The sequence below is a fragment of the Geodermatophilus sp. SYSU D00710 genome (assembly GCF_054050195.1).
In genome coordinates this window covers 23,970-44,524 of sequence record NZ_JBJGYX010000018.1, presented here as the reverse complement: position 1 = coordinate 44,524, position 20,555 = coordinate 23,970, and the positions used below count along the sequence as shown (strand labels likewise).

The following is a 20,555-nucleotide window of genomic DNA, read 5'->3' as shown; positions in this document are numbered from 1 at the left end:
CGGGTGGGCGCAGGATGGTGCGGTGACCACCCCCCTGCCGGACGCGCTGGCCGCCGGTCCGGTCCTGCTCGACGGCGGGCTGTCCACCGAGCTCGAGGCGCGCGGGCACGACGTGTCCTCGGCGCTGTGGTCGGCACGGCTGCTGCGCGACGACCCGGACGCCGTCGTGGCCGCGCACGCCGCGTTCGCCGCCGCCGGCGCGCAGGTGGCGACGACGGCGAGCTACCAGGCGACCGTCGAGGGGTTCGCCGCCGCCGGCCTCGACCGCGCGGAGGCGCTGACGCTGGTGGCCCGTTCGGTGGAGCTCGCGCGGCGTGGGGCGCCGGAGTCCTGGGTGGCCGGCTCGGTGGGGCCCTACGGCGCCGCACTCGCCGACGGCTCCGAGTACACCGGCGCCTACGCGGACGAGGTCGGCGTCGCCCGGCTGCGGACGTTCCACCGGCCGCGGATGGCCACGCTCGCCGAGGCCGGGGCCGACGTCCTGGCCTGCGAGACGGTGCCCGCGGCGGCCGAGGCCGAGGCGCTGCTGGCCGAGGCCGAGGCCCTGGGCGTGCCGGTGTGGCTGTCGCTGACCACGGTGGTCGACGGCGACGGCGTCGCACGCACCCGGCGCGGGGAGCCGGCGGCGGAGGTGTTCGGCATGGCGCGCGGGGTGGGCGCCGTGGTCGCCGTCGGGGTGAACTGCACCGACCCGGCGGGCGTGCCGGCGGCGCTGCGGGCCGCGGCGGGCGCGGGGCTGCCGCTGGTGGCCTATCCGAACAGCGGCGAGGGCTGGGACGCCGTGGCGCGGCGCTGGACCGGCACCGGCGGGGTCGACCCGGCCGCCGTCCCGGGGTGGGTGGCGGCCGGCGCGCGGCTGGTGGGCGGCTGCTGCCGGGTCGGCCCGGCCGGGATCGCGGGGCTCGCGGGGGCGCTGCGCCACGATCAGGGTCCCTGATCGTGCGGCGTCCTCCCCCACGGTGGGACGTGAGGGAGGACGCCCGGGGATCAGGGACCCTGATCGTCGCGGGCGCGGCGCTACAGGATCGGGTTGCCGCCGGTGACCGCGACCCGGGCGCCGGAGACGTAGGACGCCTCGTCGCTGGCCAGCAGCACGTACACCGGCGCGAGCTCGGCCGGCTGCCCGGCGCGGCCCATCGGCACCTGCTGGCCGAAGCTGGCCACCTTCTCCTCGGGCATGGTCGAGGGGATCAGCGGCGTCCACACCGGCCCGGGCGCCACGCTGTTGGCCCGGATGCCCTTCTCGGCGTACATCTGCGCCAGGCTCGCGGTGAAGTTGGCGATGGCGGCCTTGGTCATCGCGTAGGGCGCGAGGCTCGGGCTCGGCATGTCGGAGTTCACCGACGACGAGTTGATGATCGACCCGCCCGAGGGCATGTGCGGGATCGCGTCCTTGCAGAGCACGAACATCGCCGTCAGGTTCGTCGCGAGGGTGTGGTCCCACTCCTCGTCGGGGACCTCCTCCAGCGAGTCGTGGCTCATCTGGAACGCGGCGTTGTTGACCAGGACGTCGACCTTGCCGAACGCCTCGACCGCCTTCGGGATGATCGTCTTCGCGTGCGCCCGGTCGGAGATGTCACCGGGCACCAGCACGCACGTGCGGCCGGCCTCCTCGACGTACTTCTTCGTGTCCTCGGCGTCCTCGTGCTCGCTGAGGTAGCTGATCAGGACGTCGGCGCCCTCGCGGGCGAAGGCGATCGCGACCGCGCGGCCGATGCCGCTGTCGCCGCCGGTGACCACGGCGGCCTTGCCGGTCAGCTTCCCCGACCCGCGGTAGGTCTCCTCGCCGTGGTCGGGCTTCGGGTCCATCTCGCCCAGCGTGCCGGGCGGGGTCTGCTGCTGTTCGGGCTGGGACTCGGGGCGGGGTGACGACACGGGTGCTCCTCGGTGCGCGGACAGGCGGGCGGCGCGCGGTGGACGGGGTGGTCTCCCCCGTACCGCGTCGCCGTCCGCCTACCCGCACACCCGGCGGCAGAACCCGACCGGCCGTCAGGCCGTCTTGCCCAGCCGCGGGGCCTCGGCCGGCGCGCCGAGCGCGACGGCGTCCCAGCGCATCTCCATGTGCCGGTGACCGTGCCGGTCCACGACGGGCACCCACCGGATCAGGGGTCGTTCCTCGACTCGCATGGTTGCATCCACCTCCCGTTAACCCATTGTTCACCTACTCTCCCCGAGTCGGCCACCTCACACCCGATCTGCACCGGTCGTTACCGTTTCGTGACCCCGAACCCCACCCGAGGGCCCTGTCCGGGAGCCCCGGCGGGAAGGCCGCGGCCGTCGGGCACGCTGTCCCCACGATGACCGCGACGGCTCCGCTCCCCCTGCTCGACGACCCCGGCGACCTCTCGGCGCTGCGGGCGCGCGGCGACGACGCCGACGAGCTGTTCACCTCCTTCGCCGCGTGGGCCGAGGACGGCGGCACGCCGCTGTACCCGCACCAGGAGGAGGCCCTGATCGAGCTGGTCAGCGGCGCCAACGTCGTCCTGGCGACGCCGACCGGGTCGGGCAAGTCGCTGGTGGCCACCGGCGCGCAGTACGCGGCCCTGGCCGCCGGACGGCGCAGCTTCTACACCGCGCCGATCAAGGCCCTGGTCAGTGAGAAGTTCTTCGCGCTGTGCGGCGTCTTCGGCGCGGCCAACGTCGGCATGCTCACCGGCGACGCGAGCGTCAACGCCGGCGCCCCGGTCATCGCCTGCACCGCCGAGATCCTCGCCAACGTGGCGCTGCGCGAGGGCACCGACGCCGACGTCGGCCTGGTCGTCATGGACGAGTTCCACTTCTACGGCGACCCCGACCGGGGCTGGGCCTGGCAGGTGCCGCTGCTGGAGCTGCCCCGCGCGCAGTTCCTGCTGATGAGCGCGACGCTGGGCGACACCACCCGGCTGCGCGAGGACCTCACCCGCCGCACCGGCCGCCCCACCGCGCTGGTCGCCTCCGCCGAGCGGCCGGTCCCGCTGCACCACTGGTACGCGACGACGCCCGCGCACGAGACGATCCAGGAGCTGCTCGACACCCGGCAGGCGCCGGTGTACGTCGTCCACTTCACCCAGGCCCAGGCGCTGGAGCGGGCGCAGGCGCTGATGAGCGTCAACGTCTCCTCGAAGGAGGAGAAGGCGGCCATCGCCGCGGCGATCGGCGGGTTCCGGTTCACCTCGGCGTTCGGGCAGACGCTCTCCCGGCTGGTGCGCCACGGCATCGGCGTCCACCACGCCGGGATGCTGCCGCGGTACCGGCGGCTGGTGGAGACCCTCGCGCAGGCCGGCCTGCTCAAGGTCATCTGCGGCACCGACACCCTCGGCGTCGGCATCAACGTGCCCATCCGCACCGTCGTGTTCTCCGCGCTGAGCAAGTACGACGGCACCCGCACCCGGCTGCTCAACGCCCGCGAGTTCCACCAGATCGCCGGGCGGGCCGGCCGCGCGGGCTACGACACCGCGGGCACCGTCGTCGTGCAGGCCCCCGAGCACGAGGTGGAGAACCTGCGGCAGTTCGCCAAGGTCGCCGACGACCCCAAGAAGCGCCGCAAGCTGGTGCGGAAGAAGGCGCCCGAGGGGATGGTGCCCTGGTCGAAGGCGACCATGGAGCGCCTGGTCGCCGCCGAGCCGGAGCCACTGTCGAGCTCCTTCCGGGTGTCGACGGCGATGCTGCTCGACGTCGTCGACCGGCCCGGCGACCCCGTCGCGGCGATGCGCCGCCTGCTCACCGACAACCACGAGCCACGCAAGCGGCAGCTGCGGCACGTCCGCGAGGCGATCGGGATCGCCCGCTCGCTGCTGCAGGCCGGCGTCCTGGAACGGCTCGACGAGCCCGAGCCGGACGGCCGGCGCTACCGGCTGACGGTCGACCTGCCCCCGGACTTCGCCCTCAACCAGCCGCTGTCGACGTTCGCGCTGGCCGCCGTCGAGCTGCTCGACCCCGACTCGGACGCCTTCGCCCTCGACGTCGTCAGCGTCCTCGAGGCCACCCTCGACGACCCGCGGCAGGTGCTGGCCGCGCAGGCGAACAAGGCCCGCGGCGAGGCGGTCGCGCAGATGAAGGCCGAGGGCATCGAGTACGAGGAGCGCATCGAGCTGCTCGAGGACGTCACGTACCCGAAGCCGCTGGAGGAGCTCCTCGAGCACGCCTTCGACGTCTACGTGCGCAGCAACCCGTGGGCCCGCGACGCGCACCCGTCGCCGAAGGCGATAGTCCGCGAGATGTGGGAGCGGGCGATGACCTTCCGGGAGTTCGTCTCGGTCTACGGCCTCACCCGCTCCGAGGGCGCGGTGCTGCGCTACCTGTCCGACGCGGTGAAGGCGCTACGCTCCGGCGTCCCGGCCGCGGCGCGCACCGAGGAGGTCACCGACGTCGTCGAGTGGCTCGGCGAGCTGGTCCGGCAGGTCGACTCGTCGCTGCTCGACGAGTGGGAGCAGCTGACCAGCCCCGACCAGCCCCTCGACGAGCCGGTGGCCGTCCCGGCCCGGGCGCGGCCGCTCACCGGCAACGAGCGGGCGTTCACCGCGATGGTCCGCAACGCGCTGTTCTCCCGGGTGCAGCTGTGGGCCCGGCGCCGCTGGTACGACCTGGGCGAGCTCGACTCGGGCGCGGGCTGGGACGCCGAGCGCTGGGGCGAGGTGGTTCGGGACTACTTCGCCGAGCACGACGAGGTGGGCACCGGCGCCGACGCCCGCGGGCCCGGCCTGCTGGTGTGGGACCGCAGCACGCCGGGGCTCTGGCGGGTGCGGCAGATCGTCGACGACCCGGCCGGCGACCACGACTGGGGCATCGACGCCGAGGTCGACCTCGGCGCCTCCGACGAGGCCGGCGAGCTCGTGCTGCGGGTCGTGGGCGCCGGCCGGCGGGACGACGCGTGGACCTGAGGCCGGTCACCACCCCGCGGCTGCGGCTGGACGCCGTCGTCCCGGACGACCTCGAGGAGCACCACGCGCTGCTGTCCGATCCCAGTACCTGGGCGCACCTGCCCTCGGGCCGGGTCACCTCGCGCGAGCAGGTCGCCACCCGGATCGGGCACTCCCTGGCGGACTGGGCGCACGCCGGGCTCGGCTACTGGACCGCCCGCCTGCGCGAGGACGCCGACGTGCCGGCGCTGCGGCCGGGCCAGGTGGTGGGAACCGGCGGCTGCGCCTGCCCGCCCGGCACCTCGTGGTGGAACCTCTCCTACCGCCTCACCCCGCCCGCGTGGGGCCACGGCCTGGCCGCCGAGCTCGTGACCGCCGCGCTGGACGCCGCGCACGCCGTCGCTCCGGACCGCCCGGTGGTCGCCTACCTGCTCGAGCGCTCCCGGGCGCGGGCCGAGCGGGCCGGGCTGACGCCGGCCTGGCGCGGCCCGGACGCCGGCAACCCCGACCCCGACGCCGTCCGGCTGGTCTACGCCGACCGTCCGCTCGACGACGCCCTGCTCGCCGCGGTCACCGGCCTGGCGTGACGGCCCGGCGGCGGTGACCGCGTGACCCCGCTGGAGGCGCTCGCGGTCGCCGCCGCGGGACTGGCCGCGGGCGCGATCAACGCCGTCGTCGGCTCGGGGACGCTGGTGACCTTCCCCGTCCTGCTCGCCACCGGCCTGCCGCCGGTGACGGCGAGCATCTCCAACAGCCTCGGGCTGGTGCCCGGCAGCGTCGGCGGCGCGGTGGGCTACCGGCGGGAGCTGGCCGGGCAGCGCGGGCTGCTGCTGCGGCTGGTGCCGGCCTCGGCGCTGGGCGCGCTCACCGGCGCGGTCCTGCTGCTGCACCTGCCGGCGGCGGCGTTCGAGGCGGTGGTGCCGGCGCTGGTCGGGCTGGCCGTGGTGCTGGTCGCGGTGCAGCCGCTGCTGACCCGCCGGCTGGCGGCCCGGCAGCCGGCACCGGACGCTCCCCCGCGCGGGCCGCGGCTGGCCGGGCTGGTCGCCGCCGCGTACGCGACCGGCAGCTACGGGGGCTACTTCGCCGCCAGCCAGGGCGTGCTCCAGGTGGGCCTGTTCGGCCTGCTGCTGGCCGAGCCGCTGCAGCGGCTCAACGCGCTGAAGAACGTGCTGAGCTCGACGGTCAACGCGGTGGCGGCGCTGGTCTACGTCGTCGTGGCCACCGACCGGGTGCACTGGACGGCCGCGGCGCTCGTCGCGGCCGGCTCCGCGGCGGGCGGGCCGCTCGGGGCGCGCTACGGCCGGCGGCTGCCGCAGGCGGTGCTGCGGGCGGCGATCGTCGTGCTCGGCGCGGTCGCGGTCGGCGTGCTGCTGGCCCGGTGAGGAGCGTGCGCCGGCCGCCGTGACAGGCTCGTCCCGATGCCCGCCCGCCGACCCCGACGCCCGTGAGCGTCCTCGAGTGGCTCCTGCTGGTGCTGGCGGGGATCGGCGCGGGCCTGTCGGGGAGCATCGCCGGGCTCGCCTCGCTGGTCAGCTACCCGGCGCTGCTGGCCACCGGGCTGCCGCCGGTGACCGCCAACGTCACGAACACCGTGGCGCTGGTGCTCACCAGCGTCGGGTCGGTGAGCGCCTCGCGGCCGGAGCTGTCCGGGCAGGGCCGCCGGATGCTGCCCCTGGTCGCCGCCGGGGTGCTCGGCGGGGCCGCGGGTGCGGGGCTGCTGCTGGTCACGCCGGCCGAGGCGTTCGAGCGGCTGGTGCCGGTGCTGATCGGCGGGGCGGCGCTGGCCATCGTGCTGCAGCGCCCGCCGCGCGAGCTGGCCGCCGAGGGAGCGCGCCGGCACCGACGCCGTGACCCGTGGTGGCTGGTCGCCGGGACGGCGCTGGTGGCCGTCTACGGCGGCTACTTCGGCGCCGCGGCCGGCGTGCTGCTGCTGGCGCTGTTCCTGCTGGGCACCGGCGAGGGTCTGCCGCGCAGCAACGCGTTCAAGAACGTCGTCCTGGGGGTGGCCAACGCGGTGGCCGCCGTCGGCTTCGTGGTGCTCGCCCCCGTGGTGTGGAGCGCGGTGCTCCCGCTGGCCCTGGGCTGCCTGGTCGGCGGCCGGCTGGGACCGCGGGTGGTGCGCCGCGCGCCGCAGGCCCTGCTGCGCCGCCTGATCGGCCTGGCCGGGCTGGGCCTGGCGGTGGTGCTGGCGGTGGACGCCTACCGCTGAGGCCCCCGGGTGGTGCCGCGGGGGTTGGGGCACGATGGTGGACGGCGGAGAAGGAGGACGGCAGACGGTGACGAGCAACGACGCGGCGGGACGGTTCCTCCAGGCGCTGCAGGAGCCCGCGACCCAGGACGAGACCGGCCCGGAGATGGCGCCCTCGCGGCTGGCCCGGGCGTTCGCCCAGGCGGTCGGGGTCGACGGCGCCGCGCTGAGCATCCACGAGGGCGCGGGTCTGCGGACGCCGATCGGCGCCAGCGACCGCACGACCTCGCACGCCGAGCAGCTGCAGTTCACCGCCGGCGACGGCCCGTGCCTGCGCGCCCACGACACCGGTCAGGCGATCGTCTTCGACATCGAGGACATCAACCGCAACTGGCCCGAGCTGCACACCGCGCTGCTGGGCGAGACGCCCTTCCGGGCGGTGTTCTCGCTGCCGCTGGCGCCGCCGCTGGGGCCGACGGTGATCGTCGACCTCTACGCGCGCGAGCTGGAGACCCTCACGTCCGTGCCGCGCGACGACGTCGAGGCCGCGCTGCTGGTGCTGACCGAGGAGATGGTGCGCTCGTCCGGGGCGGCGCCGGCCGACGAGGGCGCCCGGTGGTGGGACTCCCCCGACGCCCGCCGCCGCAGCCGGGTGTGGCAGGCCACCGGCGTGGCCACGGTCGCGCTGGGCCTCGACGTCGTCGACACCCTGACGGTGCTGCGCGCGCACGCCTTCGCCACCGGCCGGGTGGTCGACGACGTCGCCGACGACATCGTCGAGGGCCGGCTGGACCCCGCGACCCTGCGCGACCCCGACACCGTCGCCTAGGCGGACCCGTTCAGCGGCCGGTGTAGGCGGCCAGGAACAGCACGAACGCCGAGGTGGCCAGCAGCAGCCGCGCCGGCGTGAGCCCGTTGACCAGCCCCGCCGTGGCCTCGACCCAGGACGGGCGGACGCCGGCCTCCCGGGTGCCGCGGCGGACCAGCCGCACCTCGTCGGCCAGCAGCACCCCGGCCGCGCCGAGCAGCGTCAGCCCGACGACGAGCAGCACCAGCGCGAGTTCCTCGGCGAAGGCGTCGGCGCGGCCGGCCAGCAGCAGCGCGGCGAGCAGACCCGCGACCAGGCCCAGCGCGGCGCCGGCGACCGGCGCCCACGGGCCCATCCGGGTCATCGGGCTGGTCCGCCGGTGGGCCGGGGACGGCACCGCGGACGGCGCGGGCGGCGCCGGGGGGCGGCCGGGCAGCGGACCGGTGGGCCGCTGCCCGGGCGGGAGCGACCCGTCCGGCGGGACGGCGGGTCCGGCGGCGGGCACGGCGGTCGCCGCGGTGGCGCCCGTGGGAACCGGTGCGGTCGGCGGCGCGGTGGCCGAGGGAACGGCCGGAGGGACGGCGGGAGGGACGCTGGGCTCGGTCATCGCCGCTCAGGCTAGGGGCCGCCGTCGCGCGGCACCGCCCGGGTCAGGGCAGGCGGCGGCTCCCCTCGGTGACCAGCCGCAGCCAGCGGTACCCGTAGCCGTCGAGGGTCAGCTCGACCGCGCCGCCGTCACCGATCGGCGTCGTCCGGGTCTCCAGCAGGTCCTCCAACCGGGAGGACGCGTCGCAGCCCTCCAGCACGAGCGGCACGGTCCGCGGCTCGGGGCCGAGGTTGTGCACCGCCAGCGTCGTGCCGTCGTCCCACGCGCAGAGGTGGGCCAGCACCTCGCGGTGCGGCTGCTCGAGCACCCGGAACGACCCCCAGCCCAGCTCGGGGGACTCGCGGTAGCGGCGGACCAGCAGCTTGACGAACGACAGCAGCGAGTCGGGGTCGCGGCGCTGGTCGGCGACGTTGACGAACTCCGGCGCGAACCCGCCGCTGACCACCGGGCCGGGCAGCCGGTCGGGCTCGGCGGAGGAGAACCCGCCGTTGCGGCCCGACGTCCACTGCATCGGCGTGCGGACGGCGAGCCGGCCCTCGGCGTCGAGGTCCTCCCCCATCCCGATCTCCTCGCCGTAGAAGAGCACCGGCGTGCCGGGCAGGGAGAACAGCAGGCTGTAGACCATCCTCACCCGGCGCGGGTCGCCGTCGAGCATGGGCGGCAGCCGGCGGCGCAGGCCGCGGCCGTAGACCTGCATCCGCTCCTCGGGCCCGAAGGCGGCGAAGACCTCCTTGCGCTCGTCCTCGGAGAGCTTGTCGAGGGTGAGCTCGTCGTGGTTGCGGACGAAGGTCGCCCACTGGCTGTCGGGGTTGAGCGAGGGCCGGGCGGTGAGCGCCCGCACCAGGGGGCCGGCGTCGCCGCGGGCCAGTGACAGGTACGTGGCCTGCATGCCGACGAAGTCGAACAGCATGGTCAGCTCGTCGCCCTCGTCGCCGCCGAAGAACTCCCGCTGCTGCTCGTGCGGCAGGTTCACCTCGCCGAGCAGGACCCCGCTGCCGGTGCGCCGGCCGAGGAAGGACCGCAGCGCCCGCAGGTAGTCGTGCGGCTCGGGGAACTCGTCCGGGTCCCCGCCCTCGGTCTCCAGGAAGAAGGGGACGGCGTCGACGCGGAAGCCCGACAGGCCCAGCTGCAGCCAGTACCCCATGATCTTGGCGACCTCGTCCCGCACCCGCGGGTTGGTGACGTCGAGGTCGGGCTGCTCCTTGTAGAACCGGTGCAGGTACCACTCGCCCGTCGGCTCGTTGTGGGTCCAGGTCGACTCCTCCTGGTCGGGGAAGACCACCTGGTCGGAGGTGTCGGGCGGCTCGTCGTCGCGCCAGACGTAGAAGTCGTGGAACGGTGCGTCCCGGGCCTGCCGGCCCTGCTCGAACCACGGGTGCCGGATCGAGGTGTGGTTGACCACCAGGTCGGCGATCACCCGGATGCCGCGGTCGTTCGCGGTGCGGATCAGCTCGACCAGGTCGCCGTGCGTGCCCAGGCGCGGGTCGACGCCGTAGAAGTCGGTGATGTCGTAGCCGTCGTCGCGCTCGGCGGTCGGGTAGAAGGGCATCAGCCACAGGCAGGTGACGCCGAGGTCGGCCAGGTGGTCGATGCGCTGGGCCAGCCCCTCGAAGTCGCCGACGCCGTCGCCGTTCCAGTCCATGTAGGTCTCGACGTCGAGGCAGTAGACGACCGCCGTCTTCCACCACAGGTCGGCCGTGTCGGTGATCCTCATGCGGGCTCCCTCGGCTCGGGTGTCGCGGGGCGTCGAGTGGTCGGTTGCTGCCGGTGACACGCGCGGACACGCTGCCGCGAGCGGCACCAGGTGCGCTCTCGGGGCGCCGCGGACGCCCGGACCGCCGGGTCACCCGCCGGGGCGCCCCTCGGGCAGCACGAAGGACGGGCCCGGCTCGGGATCCTGCCGCGGACGCCGCGGGCCGCCGGGCCCGTCGAGCGCGACCGCAGGCTGGGGCCGGGTGACGCCGAGCTGCGGCAGCACGTGCTCGCCGAACGCGTCGAGGAAGGGCTTCTGCTCCTTGCCGACGTGGTGCAGGTAGATCTCGTCGAAGCCCAGGTCGACGTACTCGGCCAGCCACGCGGCGTGCTGCCCGAGGTCGGAGCTGACCCGCACGGCGCCCTCGACCGCCTCCTGCGGGGTGTACGCGCTGGCCTGCTCGAAGGCCTCGGGCCCGTCGAGGTCCCAGCACAGCGGCGGCGGGAAGGTGTTCGTGTACCACTGCTCGAAGGCGACGGACCTCGCCCGTTCCGGGTCGGGGTCCCAGCACAGGTGCACCTGGAGCACGAGCCGGCCCTGGCCCCCGGCGTCGCGGTAGGCGCCGGTGAGCTCGCGCAGCGTCTCGTGCGGCTGGTTGATCGTGATCATGCCGTCGGCCCAGTCGGCGTGCCGCCGCGCCGTCGGCACGCTCATCACCGGCCCGACCAGCGCCGGCTGGTGCTCCGGCAGCGTCCAGATCCGCGCCCGCTCGACGTCGACCAGCCCGCGGTGGGTCACCTCCTCGCCGGCCAGCAGCGCGCGGATGACGTCGACGCACTCGCGCAGCCGGGCGTCCCGGACCCGCTTGGGCGGCCACGGGGTGCCGGTGATCCGCTCGTTCATCACCTGCCCGCTGCCCAGCGCCATCCAGAAGCGCCCCGGGAACATCGCCGCGAGCGTCGCGGCGCCCTGGGCGATGACCGCCGGGTGGTAGCGCTGCCCGGGGGCGTTGACCACGCCGCAGGGCAGGCCGGTGGTGGCCAGCGCCGCGCCGAGCCAGGACCAGGCGAACCCCGAGTGCCCCTGCGCGGAGTTCCAGGGCGCGAAGTGGTCCGAGCACATGGCCGCGGTGAAGCCGACCTCCTCCGCGTGCTGGACGGCGGCCAGCAGATCGGCCGGGTGCACCTGCTCGTGGGAGTTGTGGAACCCGATCACGGTCACCGCTCGTGCCTACCGCAGGTCAGGAGGGCGCGCGCGGCGGACCGGCGGGTGCCGCAAGGTCAGCCCAGCAGCCCGGCCGTCGTCGCAGGGTCGGTCGCGACGTCGAGGTGTCCGCCGCGGCCGTCACCGGCGACCGGCCAGCCGCGGGCCCGCGCCTCGGCGGCGTCGGCGTCGTGGGCCGGCGAGAGGTGCACGTAGCGGGGCTCGGCGGTCAGCGGCGGCACCGCGACGCCGGTCGACCACAGGTCCGCCGGCAGCCGGTGGCCCTCGGCGAGGACGGCGGCCCGCACCTCCTCGTCGGGGAGCAGGTCGCGCATCGTGTCGGGGCCCCACCACGTCGTCCAGTCGGCCACCCGGCCGTCGTCGCCGGTCAGCGGCGCCACCCGCTCGCGGACGTCGGCCGGCCACCGCGCCGTCCCGGGGGCCGGCGGCAGGACCGCGTCGAGCCACACCACCCGCCGCGCCCCGACGGCGGCGACGATCGCGGGCAGCACGATGCCCGCGCCGGAGAACCCGACGACGACGTCGGCGCGCCCGTCCGTACCCGCCGCCCACCGCACGGTCCCAGCCGGCCGCGGAGGAAGCCGGTGACGCGGGGTCCTGCACGCGGCCACGCAGGTCCGGCACGGCGACCTCCGCCCCGCGGCGGCGCAGCTCGGCGGCCAGCGGTCCCAGGACCGCGGGCCCCAGCAGCGGCGGGTGCACCGGCAGCCAGGTCCCGTCCACGCGGGGAGGGTGCCGCACCGGGACGCGGCACGGTGGGCGGCGCCACTCCCGCCCTGCGCTGCGATCAGCCCTGCCCGCCGTGAGGATCGGGGGGTGACACGCACCCCCAGCACCGACCGGTGGGGCATCGACGCCACCTGGCTCGACGCCCTCGACGAGGAACACGAGGTCGCCCCGGCCACCATCGACCGCCTGCGGGAGGTGATCGGCGAGCCGCCGGAGGACCTCGAGGAGCGGGCGCCCATCGTGGCCCGGCCCGGTGACGTCCTGGAGGTCGACGAGGCCGAGGTGACCCTCGAGGACGGCTCGACCCGGCACGTCGACGGCGCGCTGCCCGAGGACTTCCCGCTGGGCTACCACTGGCTGCAGACCCCCGGCGGTCCGCGGCGCCGGCTGGTCGTGTCGCCGGGGCGCTGCTGGCTGCCCGCGGACCGCGCCTGGGGCTGGGCGGTGCAGCTCTACGCCACCCGCGGCGCGGGCAGCTGGGGCATCGGCGACCTCGCCGACCTGCGGGCCGTGCGCGAGATGGCCGCCGATCAGGGAGCCGGGTTCGTGCTGGTCAACCCGCTGCACGCGGTGGCGCCCACCCCGCAGCAGGAGGCCAGCCCGTACCTGCCGGCCACCCGCCGCTTCCGCAACCCGGTCTACCTGCGCGTCGAGGAGGTCCCCGGCGCCGACCGGGTCGACGTCGACGGCGACGCCGGCCGGGCACTGTCCGACGGCGAGCTCATCGACCGCGACGCGATCTGGGCGCGCAAGCGCGAGGCGCTGCGCCGGGTCTTCGACGCCACCGGCCGCGACGACCCCGCCTTCCCCGACTGGTGGTGGCACCAGGGCCAGAAGCTGCAGGACTGGGCCACCTGGGCGACGCTCGCCGACGTCCACGGCCCCGACTGGCACACCTGGCCCGACGAGCTGCGCGACCCGCGCAGCGAGGCGGTCGGCCGGTTCGTCGCCGAGCACGAGCGCGACGTCGCCTTCCACGCCTGGCTGCAGTGGTGCCTGTCGCTGCAACTGGAGCGGGCCACCGAGGGCATGACCGTCATCCAGGACCTGCCCATCGGCGTGGCCGGCGGCGGCGCCGACGCCTGGACCTGGCAGGGCGTGCTGGCGCAGGGCGTGAGCGTCGGGGCCCCGCCGGACGCCTTCAACGCCCAGGGCCAGGACTGGGGCTCCCCGCCGCTGGTCCCGTGGCGGCTGCGGGAGGCGGACTACGAGCCGTTCGTCGAGTCGATCCGCGCCACGATGGCCGGCGCCGGCGGGCTGCGCATCGACCACGTGATGGGCCTGTTCCGGCTGTGGTGGGTCCCCGCCGAGGGCGGCGCCGTCGACGGCGCCTACGTCCGCTACCCCGCCGAGGACCTGCTCGACATCGTCGCGCTGGAGAGCCACCGGGCGCAGGCGGTGGTGGTCGGCGAGGACCTCGGCACGGTGGAGGAGGGCGTCCGCGAGGCCCTGGCCGAGCACGGGATCCTGGGCTACCGGCTGCTGTGGTTCGAGGACGACGACCCGGCCGAGTGGCCGCAGGAGGCGATGGCCGCCGTCACCACCCACGACCTGCCCACGGTCGCGGGCCTGTGGAGCGGCGCCGACGTCGAGGAGCAGCGCGAGCACGGCACCGGGACCGACGAGGAGCTCGAGCGGGGCCGGACGGCACTGCTGGAGAAGCTGCCGGGCCTGCGGAAGAACGCCCGGCCGGAGACGGCGGTGAAGCGGGCGCACGAGCTGCTGGGGCGGGCGCCGTCGCTGCTGCTGTCGGCCACGCTCGACGACGCCCTCGGCGTGCGGCGCCGCCCGAACGTGCCGGGCACCACCGAGCGGCCCAACTGGTCGCTGCCGCTGCCGGTGCCCGTGGAGGAGCTGGCCGGGCACGCGCTGCTCCAGGAGGTCGCGCGCATCCTGGCCGACGGGGTGCGGCGCACCAGCGACCCGGAGGAGGACGCGATCGGCGAGCAGGCCGGCGGGGAGGCCCGCACGGGCTCCTGAGAACACGTCCGGCGCGGCTCCCGGTTCCCCGGGGCCGCGCCGGACGGGCAACGTGCTGGGACGGCCCTCCTGCAGGGGCCCGCCGCGAGCGTGCGAGCGGTGGGGGGCAGGAGGGTCCGTCGTCAGGACTCCGCGCCCTCCTGCTCGCTGCTGCCGGTGCCCCGGCCCTGGGTCAGGACGTCGCCCTCCCCCGGCCCGCCGACCAGCGTGTCGTCGCCGTTGCCGCCCTCGAGGGTGTCGACGCCGAAGCCGCCGAGCAGCCGGTCGTTGCCGTTCTCACCGGCCAGCCGGTCGTCCCCGGCGCCGCCGCAGACCACGTCGTCGGCGTTGCCGCCGGTGATCGTGTCGTTCCCGCCGAGGCCCATGATCACGTCGACGCCGGCGGTGCCCCGCAGGGTCTCCCCCGCCTCGGTGCCGCGGATCGTCGGGACGAGGCCGTTGCAGCGCTCCTCGAGGTCGATGCCGAGGACCACCGGGTCGTGGTCGCTGGACCGGTACTGGTGCGGGGCGTAGAGCGCCGGGTCGCCGGTGTACTGGTAGGCGAAGGACTCCACCGAGTTGATGTTCCAGTGCGCGACCCCGGTGACCTTGTCGGTCAGGGCACCGGTCGACAGGGCGTGGTCCAGCGAGCCGGACATGTCGTCGAACACGTAGCTGTACCGGCCCTCGTCGAACAACGAACCCAGGTCGTCGTAGCCGGCCTCGTAGAAGGCGACCATCGGGTCCTCCTGCGTGTAGGCGTTGAAGTCGCCCAGGAGGAGCACGTCCTCGTCACCGGTGGTCCCGCGGAGCTCCTCGGTGAACGCGATGAGGGACTCGGCCATCCGCACGCGGTCGCCGTTCCAGGCACCCTGGCCGTCACCGTCGTCGACGTTGTCGCCGGTCGGCGCGGGGTCGGTGCCGGGGTTCTTCGACTTGAAGTGGTTGGCCACGACGGTGAACGCGTCGCCGTCCTTCACGAAGGTCTGCGCGAGCGGCTCGCGGGCGTTGTCCCACACGGTCTCGTCCACCAGGCCGACGGAGTCGCCGACCGGCTGCACGACGTCGTTCTGGTAGATGATCGCGCTGCGGATGACGTCGCGGTCGACCGCGTAGAGCTCGTCGGCCAGCGGCACGTAGCTCCACCTGTCGTAGCCGGCGGCCGTGTTCAGCCGCTGCACCAGGTCCGCGAGGGCGCCGTCGGCGTTGCCCGGCGAGGTGCCCGTGGAGTCGGTGTCCTCGATCTCCATGAGGGTGACCACGTCGGCGCCCAGCGCCTCGATGGCGGTGACGATCTTGGCCGCCTGCTCCTCGAACTCCGCCGGGCTGCTCGCACCCCGGGCGTTGGGTCCGGACAGGGTGACGAAGTAGTTCAGCACGTTGAACGCGCCGACCTGGACGTCACCGCCGACCTCGTCCGGACTCGCCGGCCGCGTGTTCTGCGGGGCGAAGGTGCCCGCCGCGGTGCCGTCGGCCGGCTGCAGCCGCCACTGGCTGAAGCCGTAGCCGAGCACGGTGGGCTGCGTGACGGTCAGCTCGTCGCCGACGCGCACCGGGGTGGTGGGCGAGAGGTACGGACGGGTGTTGACGTTCACCCGGGCGCTCAGGCCGTCGTCCAGGACGATCCGGCGCAGCGTGTTCTCCGTCGCAAGGGCCTGCGCCTCGGGGCTGCCCGGGCGGGCCAGCTCCGTCGGCTGCACGAGCAGGCCGCCCTCCGAGAGGGTCAGCTCGCCGAAGGACGTGAGGTCGAAGACCTCGCTGACGGTCAGCGTGTCGGCCGGGGCGACGAGCATGCCCTCGAGCCGCTCGCGGGTGGCGTCGTCGGCCGGCAGGTCGAGCGCGGCCGGGGCGGGCAGGTTCGCCGCGGTGCCGTCGGCGCACACGGCGACCTCGGCCTGCGCGGTGATCTGCGTCTGGCCGCCGAACTCGCCGGCCCGCCCGCTCACCGCGACGGTGTCGCCCAGGTCGACGGCCACGGGGCTGAACACGAAGACCCCGTCGGAGGTGACGGCGTCCCCGTCGCCGTCGGCGTCCTGCAGGTAGAAGCCGCTGAGGCCGGGGAGGTCACCGACGACGACGCCGCGGACGGTGACCGTCGCCCCGTCCACCGGTGTGGTGGCCCCGCTCCCCTGCACCGCGCCGATCTCGTGGGTCGGGGTGGTCTCGCAGGGGCCGGTCACCGGCGGCGGCGGGGTCGTGGTGCCGGCGGGGTTGACCGCGTTCGGGGTCGCCGCGGCCGGACCGGCCCACACGAGCGCGTCGCCGCTGGCGTCGTAGGTGCGCGACAGCGACTGCCCGCTGGGCTCGGTGCCCGCCTCGCGGACGCCGATGTCGGTGCTGGTCCTGCCGGCGGCCGGACCGTTGGTCGCGGTGAAGGTCCCCTCGTAGGAGAGGAACTCGAGGACCTCGGTCCCCCGGACGAGCGCGACACCGTCGGGGTCGCCGTTCTGGACGCCGTTGGCGGCGTAGCTGACGGTGGCGACCGCCGGGGCGTCCGCCGGAGCCGTGACCGCCGGCAGCGCGTCCGTGTCGTAGACCGTGCCGTTGCCACCGTTGTAGAGCACGACCGAGAGACCGGCCGACGAGGTACCGGCCGGGAGGTGGACCTCCACGAACTCACCGGCGTCGGTGCCGGTGTTGTCGTAGTGGATCTCGGAGACGTACGGCGTGGTGGGCGGCGCGGCCACGGCGGCCGTGGGCAGGCCCACGACGGCCAGGGACGCGGCGGTGGTGCCGAGTGCGGCGCGGCGCACGAGCACGCGCCGGGAGCCGGGAGTTGAACGCACGGATGACCCTTCGAGAGGTGCGGGGACCTGCACATGGTGAGCACCCGTCGTGCACAGTCCAACAACGGGACGTGACGGCCGGGTGACGGTCAGCGTGCGGCGTGACCCACATCACAGGCAAGTCGGCGTGTCGGCATGTCGACACGCCGACGGCCCCCGGCGCGGCGACCGCCGCAGAGGATCGAACGCACGTTCGGCCGCCGTGCCAGACTGCCGAGGTGGCAGGTGGGATGCACCGGGGGTCGTCGCGACCGTCGCTGGGCGAGCGGGCCGCCGACTCCGGCGTCCGTCCGGCCGGCCCGCTCCCCGAGGCCGCTCCCCCGCCGCGGCCCCGGGAGGGCGCGGGACGGCACTGCTGGGTGCACGACCCGCCCGGCAGCTCCGGCCGGGTCCCCGGGCTGCTCGTCGAGTGGCGGCAGCGGCCCGGGGGCTGGCAGGGCCGGGTGGCCTACGCCGTCCCCGGCGCGCACGGGCCGGTCCTGGTCGAGGCGTGGCTGCCGGCCGGCTCGCTGGAGCAGCGCTGAGGGTTTCCGGCCGGGCGCGACGGCTATGGCCTGCAGGACCGACCGACGACGCAGCGGAGGCAGCACCATGACCACCCCACCCGACCGCCCCACCCTCGACGACGTCATGGACACCGAGGAGTCGGCGCCCCGGGACCGCCAGCAGCACGGCAAGGCCGATCCCCGGCCCAACGACGACGCGCTGCAGCACCGCACCGAGCAGGAGCGGCAGGCCGTCGGCTCCGACGACGCCGACCCGGCCGGCGCGGAGTTCCACTCCGCCACCGACTGAGGACCGCTCCCTGGCCGCCTCGCCGAGGCGGTCAGGGGTGGCGGCGACGACCTCCCCCACGGCGTCGCGGAACCACGGCCGCGCCGGCGTCCGGCCGAGCTCGTCGCGCACCCGGTCGCCGGACCGGCCCCGGCCGGCGACGGCGGGCGCGCGCCCGGCCCGGCTGCTGGGATGGGCCGGTGACCCGACTGGGCCGGGCCGACGTCGGCTGCTGGCTGGTGAAGACCGCGCGCCCGCCCGAGGCGGTGGTCCCGGGCTGGGCACCCGGCCGGGCGCACGAGGTGACCCGCTGCCTGCGGCCCTCCTACCGGCTCGGGCTGATGCGGCCGGGCGACCCGGTCCTGCTGTGGCGCAGCGGCCGCGACCGCCCGGGCGTGCACGCCACCGGGGTGCTGGCGGGCCCGGTCGGCTCCGACGGGCGCGGACCGGTCGCCGTCGTCCGGTTCACCCTGCTCGGGGTCCCGCTCCCGCGCGCCGACCTGCTGGCCGACCCGGTCACCCGGGACGCCGAGGTGCTGCGGATGCCGGCGGGCAGCAACCCGTCGTACCTGACCCCGGCCCAGTACGCCGCCGTCCTGGCCGCCCTCCCCTGACCCCGCCGCGGCGGGTCGGGACCACGGCGGCTGGGACCATGGGAGGTGTGCCGAGGAAGCGGATCACCGCGGGCGCGCTCGCCTGGGTGCTGACCCTGCAGTTCTTCGTCGTCGAGACGATCGTGCAGCTGCGCTCCGAGCTGCCCTACTCGCGGTCGGCGGAGGTGATCAGCGCGCTGGGCGACCCCACCCGGCCCGGGTCCACGCTGATGAACGCCTCGTTCGTCGTGCAGGCCGCCCTGATCGCCGCCGGCGCGGTCGCGCTGCTGCCGGCGCTGCGCGGCCGCGCCGCCCGCCCGGCGGTGGCCCTGCTCGGCGCCGCCGCGCTGGGCGTGCTGCTGGTCGGCGTCTTCCCGCGGCTGACCAGCCCGTCGCTGCACACCACCGGCGCGGTCCTGTACCTGCTCGCCGGCGGGCTGGGGCTGATGGCGCTGGCGTACGCGGTGCGGCCGTGGTCGGAGGCGCTGGGCACGACCGTGGTGCTGCTGGGCCTGTTCGGCACCGCGATGACCGTCTTCTACGGCGCGGGGGTGGTCGGGCTGCTCGGCGAGGGCGGCACCGAGCGGGCCGCGGCCTACGTCCTGCCGATCGGGCTGGCGCTGGCCGGGCCCGCGCTGTGGTGGCTCACCCGCAGCCGCAGCGAGCCGGTCACCGGCCGTCCCAGCCGCCGGCAGCTGCGCGCGGAGGAGCGGGAGCAGGAGCGGCTGGCCCGCGCCCGCGCCGCCGCCGAGCGCGACGACGCCCTGGAGGCCGCCGCCCGGCGCGCCGACGCGGGCCCGCGGGGAGCCGTCGTCGGCGACCCGGTCCACCCCGCCGACCAGCACGGGGACGACCCCGACGACGACCTCGACCCCGACGACCCGTGGGCGGGGCCGCGCCGGAGGTGAACCGGTCGCGGGCGTCCGGCGCCGCCGCCACGATGGGCCCGTGAGCGCCGAGAGCACGCTGCAGGAGATCCCCGTCGACGAGTGCCACCGGCTCCTGGCCACCCAGGAGATCGGCCGGCTCGCCGTCAACGCCGAGCACCACCCGCTGGTCTTCCCGGTCAACTACGCCATGGACGGCACCACGGTGGTCATCCGCACCTCGCCCGGCACCAAGCTGGCCGCCGCCGACCACGCCGCCGTCACGTTCGAGGTGGACGAGATCGACCGGCGCACCCGCAGCGGGTGGAGCGTCCTGGTGCGCGGGGTCGCCGAGGAGGTCGGGCCGGAGCACCGCGCCGACCTCGTCGCCCGCACGCGGGCCACCGGGCTGCAGCCGTGGGCACCGGGCGAGCACGGCCACTGGCTGCGCCTGATCCCGACGGCGGTCACCGGCCGGCGGATCGTCCCCGGTGAGCTGCCCCCGGCGGTCGACCCCCGCGCCTACCTCTGAACCGGCTCCGCCACGCGGACCGCGGCACGGACCGTCCCGCGACGGCGTGAGATCGCGACGCCGGCCAGGCAGACGACCCCGCCGGCCACGGCCAGCGGCGTGGGGACCTCGTCGAGCAGCAGCCACGACATGAGCACCACCAGCGGCGGCACCAGGTAGGTGGTGACCCCCAGCCGGCCGGCCTCGGTGCGCGCCAGCGCGTAGGCCCAGGTGCTGAACGCCAGCGCCGTGGGCACCACGCCCAGGTAGACCGTGCCGAGCACCGACGCCGCCGGGGCGGCGGCCAGCTCGGTCACCAGCGCACCGGCCCAGGGCAGGCAGCACACCGTCCCGATGGCGCACGCGGTCGCCGTCACCTGCAGCGGCGGCAGCCGGCGCAGCACCGGCTTCTGTGCCACCACCCCGACGGCGTAGGTCACCGCCGCGACGAGGCACAGCAGGACGCCGAGCAGGTCACCCCCGCTCCCCCGGCCGGCCAGCCCGATCAGCAGCACCCCCGCGAAGGCGACGGCGAGTCCGGCCACCAGCCAGCGCGGGAACCCCTCCCGCAGCCAGACCCCGGCCAGCACCGCGATGAGGATCGGCCCGACGTTGACCAGCATCGCCGTCGTCCCGGCGTCGAGGTGCCGCTCGGCGGCGTTGAGCGCCACGTTGTAGACGCCGAACCAGCCGATCCCGCACACCGCCATCAGCCGCCACTCCTGCCGCGTGGGCGCCACCCAGCCGCGGCCCAGGCACAGCAGCGCCAGCACCGCCGTCCCGACCAGCAGCCGCCCGAGCGCCAGGGCGCCGGGCGAGAGGTCCTCCCCCACCGCGCGGATGCCGATGAACGCCGACGCCCAGGCCAGCACGGTGACGGCGACGGCGGACAGCACGGGCAGGGACACCGGGCGGGCGGAGGGCACGGACCGAACCTAGGGAGCGCCACCGACGGTCCGCTGGCGACTTCCGGACGTCA

General features: G+C 75.8%; 20 protein-coding genes. 12 read left to right on the top strand and 8 right to left on the bottom strand.

Annotated elements, in window-relative coordinates:
- Positions 1-22 precede the first annotated feature (22 nt).
- Complete coding sequence (mmuM, locus tag ACI78U_RS10845) at positions 23-937, top strand: homocysteine S-methyltransferase (RefSeq protein WP_456875316.1); 915 nt, start codon at positions 23-25, stop codon at positions 935-937.
- A gap of 80 nt (positions 938-1,017) precedes the next feature.
- Here mmuM and ACI78U_RS10840 read toward each other — a convergent pair whose 3' ends face one another.
- Together ACI78U_RS10840 and ACI78U_RS10835 are read right to left on the bottom strand one after the other, a co-directional pair.
- Positions 1,018-1,875, bottom strand: coding sequence for an SDR family oxidoreductase (locus tag ACI78U_RS10840; protein ID WP_456875315.1), 858 nt, complete (start codon positions 1,873-1,875; stop codon positions 1,018-1,020).
- A 114-nt stretch (positions 1,876-1,989) separates the two neighbouring features.
- Positions 1,990-2,127 carry a hypothetical protein gene (locus ACI78U_RS10835; protein WP_456875314.1) on the bottom strand — a complete coding sequence of 46 codons (138 nt, stop codon included), beginning with the start codon at positions 2,125-2,127 and terminating at the stop codon, positions 1,990-1,992.
- Positions 2,128-2,297: 170 nt separating this feature from the next.
- Between ACI78U_RS10835 and ACI78U_RS10830 the strand changes: the two genes are divergently transcribed.
- The 5 genes from ACI78U_RS10830 to ACI78U_RS10810 all read left to right on the top strand — a co-directional run bounded on the left by ACI78U_RS10830 (position 2,298) and on the right by ACI78U_RS10810 (position 7,855).
- The gene (locus ACI78U_RS10830; RefSeq protein ID WP_456875313.1) at positions 2,298-4,859 is read left to right on the top strand and encodes a DEAD/DEAH box helicase; all 2,562 of its coding nucleotides are present in this window, start codon (positions 2,298-2,300) and stop codon (positions 4,857-4,859) included.
- The gene (locus ACI78U_RS10825) at positions 4,850-5,425 is read left to right on the top strand and encodes a GNAT family N-acetyltransferase (RefSeq protein WP_456875312.1); all 576 of its coding nucleotides are present in this window, start codon (positions 4,850-4,852) and stop codon (positions 5,423-5,425) included. Before ACI78U_RS10830 ends, ACI78U_RS10825 begins: the two co-directional genes overlap by 10 nt.
- Before the next feature lie 21 nt (positions 5,426-5,446).
- Positions 5,447-6,220, top strand: coding sequence for a sulfite exporter TauE/SafE family protein (locus ACI78U_RS10820; RefSeq protein WP_456875311.1), 774 nt, complete (start codon positions 5,447-5,449; stop codon positions 6,218-6,220).
- A 62-nt stretch (positions 6,221-6,282) separates the two neighbouring features.
- Complete coding sequence (locus tag ACI78U_RS10815; protein WP_456875310.1) at positions 6,283-7,047, top strand: sulfite exporter TauE/SafE family protein; 765 nt, start codon at positions 6,283-6,285, stop codon at positions 7,045-7,047.
- Between the two features lie 67 nt (positions 7,048-7,114).
- Positions 7,115-7,855, top strand: a complete 741-nt coding sequence (locus tag ACI78U_RS10810; RefSeq protein WP_456875309.1) for a hypothetical protein — start codon at positions 7,115-7,117, stop codon at positions 7,853-7,855.
- Between the two features lie 10 nt (positions 7,856-7,865).
- On the opposite strand, the gene ACI78U_RS10805 is transcribed toward ACI78U_RS10810, so the two are convergent.
- The 4 genes from ACI78U_RS10805 to ACI78U_RS10790 all read right to left on the bottom strand — a co-directional run bounded on the left by ACI78U_RS10805 (position 7,866) and on the right by ACI78U_RS10790 (position 11,915).
- Positions 7,866-8,441, bottom strand: a complete 576-nt coding sequence (locus tag ACI78U_RS10805) for a hypothetical protein (protein ID WP_456875308.1) — start codon at positions 8,439-8,441, stop codon at positions 7,866-7,868.
- A gap of 43 nt (positions 8,442-8,484) precedes the next feature.
- On the bottom strand, positions 8,485-10,155 hold the full coding sequence (locus ACI78U_RS10800) for an alpha-amylase family protein (protein ID WP_456875307.1): 1,671 nt from the start codon (positions 10,153-10,155) through the stop codon (positions 8,485-8,487).
- A gap of 129 nt (positions 10,156-10,284) precedes the next feature.
- Positions 10,285-11,355: a TIGR03885 family FMN-dependent LLM class oxidoreductase gene (locus ACI78U_RS10795; protein ID WP_456875306.1), complete on the bottom strand. Its 1,071-nt coding sequence runs from the start codon at positions 11,353-11,355 to the stop codon at positions 10,285-10,287.
- A gap of 59 nt (positions 11,356-11,414) precedes the next feature.
- The gene (locus ACI78U_RS10790) at positions 11,415-11,915 is read right to left on the bottom strand and encodes a hypothetical protein (RefSeq protein ID WP_456875305.1); all 501 of its coding nucleotides are present in this window, start codon (positions 11,913-11,915) and stop codon (positions 11,415-11,417) included.
- Between the two features lie 259 nt (positions 11,916-12,174).
- Here ACI78U_RS10790 and malQ point away from each other — a divergent pair, with 259 nt between their 5' ends.
- Entirely contained in the window at positions 12,175-14,067 is a 1,893-nt protein-coding gene (gene malQ / locus ACI78U_RS10785; RefSeq protein WP_456875304.1) for a 4-alpha-glucanotransferase, read from the top strand.
- Positions 14,068-14,189: 122 nt separating this feature from the next.
- Here the strand turns inward: malQ and ACI78U_RS10780 are convergent, their stop codons facing one another.
- On the bottom strand, positions 14,190-16,832 hold the full coding sequence (locus tag ACI78U_RS10780) for an ExeM/NucH family extracellular endonuclease (protein ID WP_456875303.1): 2,643 nt from the start codon (positions 16,830-16,832) through the stop codon (positions 14,190-14,192).
- A 230-nt stretch (positions 16,833-17,062) separates the two neighbouring features.
- Between ACI78U_RS10780 and ACI78U_RS10775 the strand changes: the two genes are divergently transcribed.
- The 5 genes from ACI78U_RS10775 to ACI78U_RS10755 all read left to right on the top strand — a co-directional run bounded on the left by ACI78U_RS10775 (position 17,063) and on the right by ACI78U_RS10755 (position 19,597).
- Positions 17,063-17,356: a hypothetical protein gene (locus tag ACI78U_RS10775; protein WP_456875302.1), complete on the top strand. Its 294-nt coding sequence runs from the start codon at positions 17,063-17,065 to the stop codon at positions 17,354-17,356.
- 67 nt (positions 17,357-17,423) lie between these two features.
- Positions 17,424-17,627, top strand: coding sequence for a hypothetical protein (locus ACI78U_RS10770; protein WP_456875301.1), 204 nt, complete (start codon positions 17,424-17,426; stop codon positions 17,625-17,627).
- Positions 17,628-17,806: 179 nt separating this feature from the next.
- Positions 17,807-18,220, top strand: coding sequence for a hypothetical protein (locus ACI78U_RS10765; protein WP_456875300.1), 414 nt, complete (start codon positions 17,807-17,809; stop codon positions 18,218-18,220).
- 38 nt (positions 18,221-18,258) lie between these two features.
- Positions 18,259-19,107, top strand: a complete 849-nt coding sequence (locus ACI78U_RS10760) for a DUF998 domain-containing protein (RefSeq protein WP_456875299.1) — start codon at positions 18,259-18,261, stop codon at positions 19,105-19,107.
- A gap of 40 nt (positions 19,108-19,147) precedes the next feature.
- Positions 19,148-19,597: a pyridoxamine 5'-phosphate oxidase family protein gene (locus ACI78U_RS10755; RefSeq protein ID WP_456875298.1), complete on the top strand. Its 450-nt coding sequence runs from the start codon at positions 19,148-19,150 to the stop codon at positions 19,595-19,597.
- On the opposite strand, the gene ACI78U_RS10750 is transcribed toward ACI78U_RS10755, so the two are convergent.
- Positions 19,588-20,502 carry a DMT family transporter gene (locus ACI78U_RS10750; RefSeq protein WP_456875297.1) on the bottom strand — a complete coding sequence of 305 codons (915 nt, stop codon included), beginning with the start codon at positions 20,500-20,502 and terminating at the stop codon, positions 19,588-19,590. The genes ACI78U_RS10755 and ACI78U_RS10750 overlap by 10 nt on opposite strands.
- Positions 20,503-20,555 lie beyond the last annotated feature (53 nt).

Excerpts from the sequence above, each read along its gene's own strand:
- ACI78U_RS10800 (WP_456875307.1), bottom strand. The coding sequence starts at position 10,155 with ATGAGGATCACCGACACGGCCGACCTGTGGTGGAAGACGGCGGTCGTC.
- ACI78U_RS10835 (WP_456875314.1), bottom strand. The coding sequence starts at position 2,127 with ATGCGAGTCGAGGAACGACCCCTGATCCGGTGGGTGCCCGTCGTGGAC.
- ACI78U_RS10775 (WP_456875302.1), top strand. The coding sequence starts at position 17,063 with ATGCACCGGGGGTCGTCGCGACCGTCGCTGGGCGAGCGGGCCGCCGAC.
- ACI78U_RS10805 (WP_456875308.1), bottom strand. The coding sequence starts at position 8,441 with ATGACCGAGCCCAGCGTCCCTCCCGCCGTCCCTCCGGCCGTTCCCTCG.
- ACI78U_RS10760 (WP_456875299.1), top strand. The coding sequence starts at position 18,259 with ATGGGAGGTGTGCCGAGGAAGCGGATCACCGCGGGCGCGCTCGCCTGG.
- ACI78U_RS10830 (WP_456875313.1), top strand. The coding sequence starts at position 2,298 with ATGACCGCGACGGCTCCGCTCCCCCTGCTCGACGACCCCGGCGACCTC.
- ACI78U_RS10770 (WP_456875301.1), top strand. The coding sequence starts at position 17,424 with ATGACCACCCCACCCGACCGCCCCACCCTCGACGACGTCATGGACACC.